Annotated in this window: 10 protein-coding genes; 2 read left to right on the forward strand and 8 right to left on the reverse strand. The window is 35.0% G+C overall.

Annotated features, from left to right (window positions below; all coding sequences use genetic code 11):
* Nucleotides 1-11 precede the first annotated feature (11 nt).
* From ABXT71_RS01950 to ABXT71_RS01980, 7 genes are read right to left on the reverse strand one after another with little or no spacing between them, the layout of a single operon-like run.
* Nucleotides 12-734: a LytR/AlgR family response regulator transcription factor gene (locus ABXT71_RS01950; RefSeq protein ID WP_415373049.1), complete on the reverse strand. Its 723-nt coding sequence runs from the start codon at nucleotides 732-734 to the stop codon at nucleotides 12-14.
* Nucleotides 735-746: 12 nt separating this feature from the next.
* Nucleotides 747-1,064 carry an Hpt domain-containing protein gene (locus ABXT71_RS01955; protein WP_415372121.1) on the reverse strand — a complete coding sequence of 106 codons (318 nt, stop codon included), beginning with the start codon at nucleotides 1,062-1,064 and terminating at the stop codon, nucleotides 747-749.
* Nucleotides 1,065-1,067: 3 nt separating this feature from the next.
* Nucleotides 1,068-2,117: a sensor histidine kinase gene (locus ABXT71_RS01960; RefSeq protein WP_415372122.1), complete on the reverse strand. Its 1,050-nt coding sequence runs from the start codon at nucleotides 2,115-2,117 to the stop codon at nucleotides 1,068-1,070.
* Nucleotide 2,118: 1 nt separating this feature from the next.
* Nucleotides 2,119-3,249 carry an FIST signal transduction protein gene (locus tag ABXT71_RS01965; protein WP_415372123.1) on the reverse strand — a complete coding sequence of 377 codons (1,131 nt, stop codon included), beginning with the start codon at nucleotides 3,247-3,249 and terminating at the stop codon, nucleotides 2,119-2,121.
* Nucleotides 3,246-6,110 (reverse strand): PAS domain S-box protein, encoded by a 2,865-nt coding sequence (locus ABXT71_RS01970; RefSeq protein WP_415372124.1) that lies wholly within the window; start codon nucleotides 6,108-6,110, stop codon nucleotides 3,246-3,248. The genes ABXT71_RS01965 and ABXT71_RS01970 overlap by 4 nt, the downstream gene beginning before the upstream one ends.
* Entirely contained in the window at nucleotides 6,103-6,645 is a 543-nt protein-coding gene (locus ABXT71_RS01975; protein WP_415372125.1) for a heme NO-binding domain-containing protein, read from the reverse strand. The genes ABXT71_RS01970 and ABXT71_RS01975 overlap by 8 nt, the downstream gene beginning before the upstream one ends.
* Complete coding sequence (locus ABXT71_RS01980; protein ID WP_415373050.1) at nucleotides 6,646-7,056, reverse strand: response regulator; 411 nt, start codon at nucleotides 7,054-7,056, stop codon at nucleotides 6,646-6,648. It lies immediately after the preceding gene.
* Between the two features lie 247 nt (nucleotides 7,057-7,303).
* Here ABXT71_RS01980 and ABXT71_RS01985 point away from each other — a divergent pair, with 247 nt between their 5' ends.
* Both ABXT71_RS01985 and ABXT71_RS01990 read left to right on the forward strand, forming a co-directional pair.
* Nucleotides 7,304-10,318: an aminotransferase class III-fold pyridoxal phosphate-dependent enzyme gene (locus ABXT71_RS01985; protein ID WP_415372126.1), complete on the forward strand. Its 3,015-nt coding sequence runs from the start codon at nucleotides 7,304-7,306 to the stop codon at nucleotides 10,316-10,318.
* Between the two features lie 64 nt (nucleotides 10,319-10,382).
* Nucleotides 10,383-10,868, forward strand: coding sequence for a YybH family protein (locus ABXT71_RS01990; protein ID WP_415372127.1), 486 nt, complete (start codon nucleotides 10,383-10,385; stop codon nucleotides 10,866-10,868).
* 114 nt (nucleotides 10,869-10,982) lie between these two features.
* On the opposite strand, the gene ABXT71_RS01995 is transcribed toward ABXT71_RS01990, so the two are convergent.
* Nucleotides 10,983-11,978, reverse strand: a complete 996-nt coding sequence (locus tag ABXT71_RS01995) for a metal-dependent hydrolase (RefSeq protein ID WP_415372128.1) — start codon at nucleotides 11,976-11,978, stop codon at nucleotides 10,983-10,985.
* Between the last annotated feature and the right edge of the window lie 8 nt (nucleotides 11,979-11,986).

The following is an 11,986-nucleotide window of genomic DNA, read 5'->3' on the forward strand; positions in this document are numbered from 1 at the left end:
GATATAAAAGACTATAAAAGATTTAGCCTTTTCATCAATTCTGGCCTATTAGACCTACTGATGGGAATGACATCTTTTGCTATTAAAATGCTATTATCTTCTATATCAATAATCTTATTGATATTAATAATATAAGAGCGGTGTACTTTTAAAAAAGAGCTGTCAGATAACTTCTCTTCAATTTTCTTTAGTGTAGAATGAACGGTGTAATTCTTATCATCCGTTTTTATTAAAATATAATCTCCTTTTGCTTCCACTAGAGAGATTTTTTCAAAATCTATTTTAACTAAGCGTCTGTCAATATTTACATACAGCTCTTTCTTAGAATTTGATTTAATATCTTTTGGATCAACAACTTGTGGATCTGAAATACTCACTATACTTGTAAGACTCTCCGTCTTCTGTATGGCCTTTAAAAAGCGAGGTGATAAAACAGGCTTTACTAAATAATCTACGATGCAATCATACTCAAAAGCCTCAATCCCAAAGTTCTTATCTGAGGTGGTTAAAATAATTTTAGGTGGGCTCCTTAATGTATCAATAAAATCAAATCCGGTGAAATCTGGCATATGGATATCCAAGAAAATAAGGTCTACTTCGTTTTTATTTAAAAACTTGATCGCTTGCATGGCATTCGGAAATTCGCCAATAACCTCTAGGGTATTCAATTGTGAACAAAGGTGATTAATAATCGCCCTCGCCGCAGTTTCATCATCAACAATAATACATTTTATCATAAAATTGAATTATAAAGTATTAATAAAACGAATCATTTCTTCTAAAATAGCTTCAAAATCTTTGCGGAGATCCAGAGCGCCTAACTTTAGATTCTCCTCATAATTAACAGCCAATTCATAACTCGCCTCTAGACCCAAAATACTAATTTTATGTTTAAGTTTATGCACATTCTCTGCAGCTTCTTTAAAATATTTTAAACCTATATTCTTATTGTATGTTTTAATTTCTTCAGGAAGCTCTTTTTTTACGATAGAAATTAGTTTTAACTTAAAAGATTCATCTCCTCCAGAAAGGGCATCTATATATGACAAGTTGGGTTGTTCCATTCCTTATTTTCTTATTGTAAAGTAAAACGTTGTGCCCTTATTCTCTTCACTTTCTAACCAGACGGTACCGCCATAATGAGAGACTACTTTTTTAACAATAGGAAGACCTATCCCCCCAGAATGATCTTCATTTTCTAATTTTTGAAATACTTCAAATATCTTTTTGAAATAATCTTTCTTAATGCCTTTACCATTATCTGAAATAGCAAATTCCCAAAAGTCAAGAATTCCTCTACATGTAATCTTTATATATCCTTTTTCTTTATCAATACTTGCTATTGCATTCACAATTAAATTTTCAAATAATTGCGCTAATTTAAAGCTATCTGCAACAATTATGGGTAGCACACCTACAGTAAAAGTTACTTCTGGCGGAACATTTATTAAAGAAACCACATTTTGCACCAATAAGTTGAGCTTAATAGGCTTCTCTTTATTTAACACTTTATCAATAGAAGCATATTTTAAAATCCCTGAAATAAGCGTGTCCATCTTTTCTAATTGATCTTCAATCTTAGTTAAAAGCCCATGTGCTTCATCAGTAAGACTCTTTGCATGGTCTTCTCTAAGCCAATTTACCAATGTGTCAATAGTCCTCAATGGTGATTTTAAATCGTGAGACACGACACGAGCATAATCGTTTAATTCTTGATTCTGGTTCGCTAAGTCTTTTAACAACAATTCCTGGTTTTTGTTGACCTCAACAAGTTCTTCTGCTTGTTTACGAATAGTTATAGTTAACATCTCTGGATTCACCTCTAGCTCTCCAGAATCTATTTGATTTGCGGAAGATTTTAAAAGACCTAATGTATTTAGGGTCTGTCGCAAACTTTTAAATACCTCTTGTTGCGCTTTCGTCTCTCTAACTAGTTGAAAATTAAGTTCGCGCAATTCGTTAGAACTTATCTTCATGGCTCGCTGCGTCATATTGTGTTGCTCCTCAGTCGTATCATAAGACCTACTTATTGCTTCGAGAAAATTATTAAACTTACTTTCTTCTAGATACTCTTCCGGAAAGAATTTTCTTATTTGTCTTTTAAGCAGTCGATTCATATTACTCACTTATTAGCGTTATAGCCATTGTTTGATTATGTAGCTCACAGGTAGTTTCTCCCTGAAATGGTGCCACTTCACCATAAGAATAAAGACCTGTAATAATGATATCATCCCCTACTACATTTAAAACTTCCTCTACTTCCTCTTCTATCCGTTGACTTAATACTAATTTTCTCCCAATACAACTTACAAGCAATGCAAGTTCTGGCTTATTTTCTCTATGTTCCATAGCCCGCAACGCAGCAGTTTCTGATCCAGCAGCAATGGAATCCATGTTGGTCATCATTAATTGAACAATAGACTTTTCTGGCACATCGCCGGCTAGGGTCATTGTGTTTTCAGCTTCATCTATACTTAAAATTGTTCGCACAAAGGATTGTTTATTTGTAGTGCTTTTTACATTTAAGGGGTAAAAAAGAGCAGACTCGGGTAACTCTGTCGCCTTATCGCCCAAATACTTTTTATATAAATCCAGTGCTGGTTTATTATCTAGTTCATACAATACATTACCTCTTGATTTTGTGACAATACGTTCCGGACCAAAAGGAGTCCACCCTCCACAAATTGAAAATGAAATTTCAAAGGTTGCTCCGTAAAAACCAATGACCACAATCTCACCCGCCTTCGGATTTTCATTATAAGAAGCAACTGTTTTTTTAAATCTTCCATCATCGCCACATAGTGCTCCCGTTATAAGTGTATTTGGAAGCGCTTTTGTCATACCTTTTGTAAGATTGCTGCCATTTACAAAACTTCCTTCAGAAATAACAAAGACGTGTTTTAGTCCTTCTGCCGGAAGTTTCTCAACAGCCTTGTATCCCGATTTTTCACTATCAAGGTCTTCATCTAAAATATTGTGCGTCTCTATTTTAAATGTTGCTCTTTCAAATTCAATCGCGGTTATGGTAATACTATCATCATTTACTTTGCCTGCAGCAATCTCCCCACAAGATGATCCAAATACAATATGGCCATCAGGAAACAACGCTCGCACCTCTTCATAAACATGCTCGTCTTCTAATAGAAAACGATTCCCAAAAACTAAAACCAATGGGTTTTTCAACGCTATTGACGCACCTATGGTAGTCCAGGATTCACCTTCCTTCCTAACTAATTGTACTGTTTTCATAAATCTTTTCTTAATATGAAATAAAATGTAGTCCCAATACCGGGAGTACTATCAAGCCATATTTTACCCCGATAACTCTCGACAATCTTCTTAACAATGGACAATCCAACCCCTGTTGACTCAATATTCTGATGAAGACTTTGGAATATTTTAAATATTTTTTCGTGGTACTCAGCGGCAATACCAATACCATTATCCCTGACATAAAATTCATGAAAATCACCCAAATCTTTGCAGGAGATCTCAATCCTTCCTTCTTTTTTATCTGTATAGCGCAGTGCGTTACTTATCAGGTTTTGAAACAACTGCTGCAAGCGAGCCCTGTTTCCCATAATGGAAGGGAAACTAGTTTTAAGTTCAATCTTAATATGATCTGGCACATACACTATTTGAAAAATATCTTCAATAACTTCGTTTAAATTGACTTCAACTTTAGTCCTGTTTTCAGAATTTACACTGGAATATTCTAACACATCTGAGATAAGCTGATCCATTTTTTCTAAAGTAAGATTTATTAATGAAAGGTTATCTTTAGTCTCTTCTGAAAACCGACCTGCATTATCTTCTTTAATCCAATCTACTAGTGAATAAATACTTCTCAACGGAGATTTCAAATCGTGCGAAACCACATGTGCGTATTCTTGAAGTTCTTCATTACTTTTTTCAAGTTCTATGACTAATTGTTCATTTCGCGCTTCTGCTTTTTTGCGTTCTCTTATACTTACTGCTGTTTTTAATTTTATCGCCACTAAGCTAGCAACACTCTCTAATGTTTTAATCTGCTCCTCATTGAAATGATTTTTATCTTTATGTTCAGAATCAATAACTCCAATGACAACTCCATCGCTAATAATAGGTACAACTATTTCAGAAAAACGCATTTCATCGTCTAGAACATATCGGCTATCTTTAGACGTATCATTTACTAGTTCAGATTTTCCCGATTTTACAACACTTCCTACGATTCCTTTTCCTTTTGGAAGAAATAATTTATTGATAATTTGACTGTCAATATCCAATTTAGCCCCATAAACGGCTATCTGTTCTGTAGTTTCTTTTTCGTGATCCACTAAATAAATAACACAATCTTCAGAATTCAAATATGCCGCAATAATATTTACAATTTCCCAAGAAATTTCTATAATATTTGTTTTATCTAATATAGATTTGGTAAGATTATTTATTAGATCAATAATTAAAGATTTCTGTCTATTTGAAGTAGTATTTTCAATAAATACTACTTCATATTTTACTTTATTATCATTATCCCTTGCAATATTAACATTCGTTTTTGTCCAAATAATTGAACCGTCTTTCTTTATATATCTTTTTGTATAATTAAAATGATCAACTTTATCAGCATACATCTTCTTAATATAGGCCTTAAAAGGAGCAGGATTTTCGTCAAAAGACAAATCATTTATTGAAAGCATCTGTAATTCTGACTCAGAATATCCAATCATATTTTGAAGTGCTGCATTGGTTTTTATGATTTGACCACGCTTCGTTAGAACAATACCTATTGTAGAATTATGAACAATAATATCTAATTGCTTCCTCTGTTCTTCTATTAATTCCGTATTTCGCTTGGCTTCCGTTATATCTAAAAAAACACCTATAGATCCAATTACCTGACCTTTATCGTCATAATTGGGAGCACCACTAATTAACCATTCTCTTACCTCTTTAGATTTTGTTTCTGCTTTAAGTTCATACGTGTTGTACTCCCCTTTTTTACGATTATTATTTTCTTTAGAAACTATCCTTGAGGTATCTTCTGAGTGCAATAATTTACCGGCTTCTTTACCAAATAATTCATCTTCAGTGTACCCCGACATTTTTAAAAAACTCTGATTAATCATTAAGATTTTATCATTATTGTCAACCTCTACTAAACCAAGGTTCATATTAGCAATAATGTTATAGTATTTTTGTTTTTGGGCTTCTAAACTCTCCGCGTATTTCTTTCGTAAGGTTATATTTTTAAAGGTCCAAAGATGCCCTTTGTATTCGCTTCCTTTTAAGATTGGAATAAAATCGCGTTCTAAGATTGTCCCATCGGCCATAATTAACTCATCACCTAAAACCTGTTGTTTTTTTTCAAAGATATTTGTTATTCTAGAAATAAAATCTTCTGGATATTTGAAAGAATGTTTACTCTCATTTGCAGCAGCAAGACTGTCTTCTCCTTTTAGCGAATCTGGCGAAACTGGTATGCTGAAAAGTTCACAAAATTTGCTATTTGCTAAGATTATTTTTCTGTCCTCATCTTCTAGCAATACGGCACTATCTAAATTTTCAATAAGAGATGATAACCTATTCTCAGACTCTATTAATTTATCTTCTGATCCTCTTTGATCTGTGATATTACGAAAAATCCCTTGGGCAGCGATAGCCTTTTTATTTTTATAAACAAGACTGAAGTTCGCATGAATCAATTTCTGAATACCATTCTTGGTAATCATTTTAACTTCAAAATTGTTAATGGAACCTGTCTCCATTAAACTTTTATACGCTTTTGCAATATTATTTAGCTCTTCAGGATCCGCAAGATCTAGTAAATTAATCTTGTCGTTCAAATCGTCTAGACTTAATTCTGTTACAGCAGCAGCATTCATTTTTAAAATATTGCCATCTAAGTCCATAACCAAATAGGCATCGATTATGTTATCAAAAATACCTTTAAGTTCTGAGGTTTTTTGATTGACTAACTTTTCAAGTCTAAAATTAGAGTCCTTAAGCTGTTGAGCTGTCTCAAAAAGTTCCGAAGATTTGTTTTCTAATATTTTCTCCGCTTGCCTTCTAGCCGCTCGCTCTCTTATTAATGCCCTTTCTAATATTTCTATAGAAACCTCATTCATTTTTTGTTATACTAAATTTTACCTCGGTCCCATCCTCTTTCAGCTTTTCCATAAGTATCGTGCCAGAACAATTAAAGTGTTGCAAGGTTTTATTCATTAGACCTCTTCCAAAACTATACATAGCCCGACTCGATTTATAAATCATCACCAAAGTCGTTTCTGTTCTCGATTCTATGGTAAAACTAGGCAACTCTGCATTAGGATAAATCTTTCTTACCTCCACGTGAATATGATTTTCAATGGATGCTAACATCTCAATAGGTTCTTCATATTTTGCAAAAATCTCAGGGTAGTTTTTTTTAAGACTACCAAAAAAGTGCTCCGCATAAATCTCTAGCAAATCATCAACAGAAATATTTGATTTTGCACTTAAGGTTGCTAGTAAAGCTAACATTTCAGAAAAATTATACGTCCCCACAGAAGTATAAATACCGCCAGAAGCTAAATCAGTATTTTCCATTATGCTATCTGCCAGTGCTAATCCAAATTTTTCTTCGACTAAATCTAAAAATTCTGTGAAGATTATTCCTTTCATCTAAATTTTTATTAATTCATTCTCGCTCCAATATAAAAGCGCCTTGTGTATCTTATCTACATATTCGTCATATTTTAATGGTTTTAAAATATAACCAGCAACGCCCATCTTGTAACACTCTAAAACATCTTTTCTATTGTTAGATGTGGTTAATATTACCGTAGGTAAATATCTTAAAACATCATCCTTTTTTACAATAGCAAGAAACTCTAAGCCACTTATTTTAGGCATATTTAAATCTAAGAAAATTAAATCTGGTAAGTTTTGATGATTGCCCAACAAATCTAGAGCTTCTTCCCCATTTTTAGCATCTAACAATGTAATATCTAATGCTAGCTTATCAACTGCGCGTTTTAGCTTCATCACCTCAATCAGATCATCCTCAATTACTAGTATTTTCAATTTTTTTATTCCCAAAACATTTATTTTTAATCACTAAAGCTATTTAAATTAATAAAAATAAAAATAAGTTTAAAGACGTAGCCTATTAAAAGTGTCGACGTATAACGCTTAAGTGTCGACGAGTGGTTTTAACGTGTTTCTTAATATCAAGTTTATATTCATACTTTAGATAAAATAGTTGTCAATTGACTTTTTGATTTTAATCTTTAAAAAAGAGACTTTTTTTCTTAATATTGTTAGATTCAAATTGTGAAAAATGGCGACTACTATACTACACGTGTCAAAAATTATTTCTGCCCATTTTAATATTGGTGGTTCTATTAAACCATTACCAGGTGATGAGGATGAAAACTTCAAAATAGAAAGCACTCAAGGTAATACCTATATTTTAAAAATAGCTGATTCTAAGGTTTCTTTTGAACACCTGGACTTTTTAAACGCGGTGTCTATCCACCTTAACATACATAACATTTCAGTAAAAACCCCACTTGTAATACCTGCTCAAAACGGCGCCCTTATTATCGAAATTGAACTGGAAGGAATAAAAAGGTATGTGCGACTTATCTCTTGGATCGATGGGAGAATCTGGGCTACCATTAATCCAAAAACTAAAAACCTAAGAGAACAACTAGGACAAAAAGCAGGCGAAATCACAAAACAACTTTTAAATTTTGAGCATCCAGCAGCCTTAAGAACTTGTGATTGGGACTTAGCAGCATCTGCTTGGACATGTAACCACGTATACTTATTTGATTCTGAAGAAAAAGAAATCGTTTTAAATTTTCAAAAGCAGTTTACTCAAAATAAAAAAAAATACGATGCGTTGCCCAAGAGTGTCATTCACGGTGATGTAAATGATTATAACATTTTAGTTTCTGAAAATTTAAAACACCCTACAATCGCTGGTATTTTTGATTTTGGTGATGCCGTGTATAGCCAAACGATTAATGATGTCGCGATACTAATTGCATATGCAAGTATGGATGTACCAGATCCATTAGAGGCTGCCATCGCTATTTTAAAAGGATATCAATTAGAATACACTTTTTCTGAAGCAGAATTGCACTGTCTATATGTTCTAGTTGCGATGCGCTTAGTCACCACGGTCACAAAAGCAGCGATTAGGCAAAAAAATGAAAGTGAAAACAAATACCATGGCATTAGCGAAGAACCAGCTTGGGACCTATTGAAGAAATGGCGGACCATCCATCCCGAGTTTGCGGAATATTCATTTAGAAACGCCTGCGGTTTTGATGCGCATCCTCAAGAGACTCACTTTACAACTTGGGCTAGTAAAAATCAAGTTTCTTTAAGAACAATGTTTCCTTCGGAACTATTAAATTCTATTACGGTTGTAGATATGAGTGTAGGAAGCACCCTTTTTGGTAATCTTTCAGAATACAGCGATCCAGAAGTTTCAGAGTTTAAATTAAAACAATTTAACAAACAGAATCCTACTGCCTTACTCGCTAACGGCTACTTAGAAACAAGGCCATTTTACACCACAGATGCTTTTAAGAGTGAAGGAAATAACGGTCCAAGATACCGCACCGTTCATTTAGGCACAGACTTTTGGGTGTCAGCGCAGTCACCTGTGCACGCACCTTTTGAGGGCGTAGTCAAAATTATACACCATAATGATTACGACAAAGATTATGGTCCTATGCTTATTTTAGAACATACTTTTGACGACATTATCTTTTATACATTATACGGGCATTTGACTTTGACTTCTCTCAGTATTTTAAAAACTGGTGACCGTGTAAAACAAGGTGAATTAATAGCCTACATAGGTGCTCCCAATGAAAATGGGAACTGGGCTCCACACCTTCACTTTCAGATTATCTTAGACCTTCTGGGTAACAATGCAAATTTCAACGGAGTCGCATTACCTTCAGAAAAGGAAATCTGGAGAAGTATCTGCCCCGATCCTAATCTTGTTTTTACAGAAGAAATACTGCAAACAAAACCAAAATATACAGATGAAGAAATAATTAATTTTCGAAGAGAACATTTAGGCAAGAGCTTGAGTTTATCCTATGACACTCCTTTACACATTGTAAGAGGAGAAGGTGTGTATTTAATAGACACCGACGGAAAAAAATATCTAGACACTGCAAATAACGTAAATCATGTAGGGCATCAACACCCAAAAGTAGTTGCGACTGGACAGCGACAGATGGCGGTTTTAACAACTAACACGCGTTATCTGCACGAAGAGATTATTGCCTACACAGATGCATTACTCAAAAAATTACCAAAAGAACTTTCTGTCTTGCACATTGTAAACTCTGGTAGTGAAGCAAACGAACTAGCCTTAAGAATGGCAAGGACCATCACAAAAAGCAATCACATGCTAGCCATTGAAGTAGGATATCACGGCAATACAAACGCCGCTATGAATGTGAGCTCCTATAAATTTAACCACACAGGTGGAAGCGGAAAGCCAGATACTACCCATATATTACCATTGCCCGATCCCTACAGAGGAAAACACACAGGACCAAATTGCGGAACTGATTATGCCAACTATGCGCAATCCAATATTGATAGATTAAAATCAAAAGGGGATACTATCGCGGGCTTTATTGGCGAATCTATAATAAGCTGTGGCGGACAGATTGTTCCTCCTGCAAATTATTTTAAGGACGTTTACAAATCTGTTAGAGCTGCGGGAGGCATTTGTATTTCAGACGAAGTTCAAACAGGTTTTGGACGTATGGGAAAAACCTTTTGGGCTTTTGAACTATATGATGTCATTCCAGATATTGTCACTATGGGAAAACCTGCAGGCAATGGACATCCTCTGGCAGTAGTTGCTTGTACAAGAGAAGTAGCAGATGCATTTGACACTGGGCTAGAGTTTTTTAACACCTTTGGAGGGAATCCCGTAGCGTGCGCCATTGGTAGATCTGTGCTAGAAGTGATAGAAGATGAAAACCTCCAGCAGAATGCGTTAGACGTAGGAGTCTTTCTAAAATCTGAATTAAAAAGGCTTCAAAAACTGCACCTCATCATAGGTAGTGTGAGAGGTGAAGGTCTTTTCTTGGGGTTTGAAATCAATGACGCAAATAAAAGTCCACTGCCAGAACAAGCCGTGTATCTGGCAAATAGAATGAAAGAACTAGGTATTTTAATTAGCACAGATGGCCCAGATAATAATGTGATTAAGATTAAACCTCCTATAGTGTTCAGTAAAGAAAACGCTCAAGAACTAATCTTTAGGTTAGAGACTGTTTTTGGTGAAGACTTCATGCATTTGCCTCATTAGATTTTAAACGCTCCTTTAAGAGGCACGAAACAATCCCTATATTGTAAAACTAACATAACTTAAAATGAGACTACTTATAATTTTATTTTTAACAATCACCTTCTCAAGCTGCAACTCACAAACAAAAACCGATACCGTTCTTGAAGAAGAAAACACCTTTATTTTTGGAAAACCAAATCCTGAAGAAGATAAAGCTGCCATCCTCAAAGTGATGAAAGATCAAGAAATCGCCTGGAGTAATAATGACCTTGAAGGATTTATGCAAGGCTATATAAAAAGTGACTCCTTAAAATTCTTCGGAAACAGAGGCCTTACCAAAGGTTGGCAACCTACACTAGAAAATTATAAAAAAGGATATCCCACAAGAGAACATAGCGGCACCTTAACTTTTGAGGTTGTTGACATCTCACCCGTTGAAAGCAATAGTTATTGGGTAATGGGAAAATACTTTTTAAGCCGAACCGTAGGTGATGCCAATGGAATCTTTTTGGTTATATTTAAAAAGATTGATGGAGAATGGAAAATTATAGCAGATATGAGTTGCGGGTAGGAGGCTTTGCCGAAAACTAGCAACATCAGAACCTAGCATTAAACCTTAAAGGATAATTGTGACCAACATACTATCTTTTAGGGTCTCTTTTTACCTAACCGGCATTAGTTGCTCTTAATTCCCTTTTATTCTAGTCCACAAATCGCCCAACAAACTACCTGCGTCTGCTGGATTTTTTTTATTTTCTGTAAAGGTAAGATCACCGTCTTTTTCTTCCATTTTAAAGGCAAACACGTATTCTTGACTGGCAGGGTTCGTACTTAACAGTCCAAAACGTAAATCATTTAAATAAAGAACACCATCCTTTTCATTTATGGTGTACCACCCCTTTGCAATCTTAATCATTCGTTGCAGTTTTGGATTCTCTTTTATGTTTGCAATGAGCTCATGATTTTTCGGATGCTTATGGAAGGTAATTGGCTGGGAATCAAACAGACTATAATCTGCAATTAAAAAATGATCGCCTGCATCTACATTGGCTGTCCATAAAATAGTTTGCATTGGTGCCGGCTTCGTCTCTAGTTCTTTATAAGAAATGGCTTGTTCTTCTAGGGCAGACTTAAACTTGTAATACGTGATGCCCTTCAAGCCTAAAGTCAATAGCAAATAAATACTACTCACCAATAACCCAATATTATTTAAACGACGTCGCTTCGGGTCAGCGCGTTTTCGCCATAAGGCAAGCATGAGAAATACTAAAAATGGAAGCGTGTATAATGGGTCTACTACAAAGATGTTTTTGTATGCTAGTCGTAAATCAAAAGGCCAGAACAATTGTGTTCCCCAGGTTGTATGCGCGTCGAGCAGTGGGTGTGTAAGAAATCCCCAGAAAAATAACCAGGACCATTGTCGCCAACTCGCAGTCTTATCCCATAGCGAAACAAGCCGACCAAAAACTGGAGCGAATAGTATGGAAAATAGAATTGAATGTGTAAACCCACGATGCCACTCGAGCGCAGTAACCGTATCTACAAAAGGTTTTATCAGCACATCTAGATCTGGAATCGTACCAGCAATAGCCCCATAAAAAGCAGCTCGATTGCCTACTCTTCTTCCTAAAACGGCCTCACCAATGGCGGCTCCTAAAACAATTTGGGTTAATGAATCCATATATTAAC

The organism is Patiriisocius sp. Uisw_047 (assembly GCF_047730165.1).
Taxonomy (GTDB): domain Bacteria; phylum Bacteroidota; class Bacteroidia; order Flavobacteriales; family Flavobacteriaceae; genus Patiriisocius.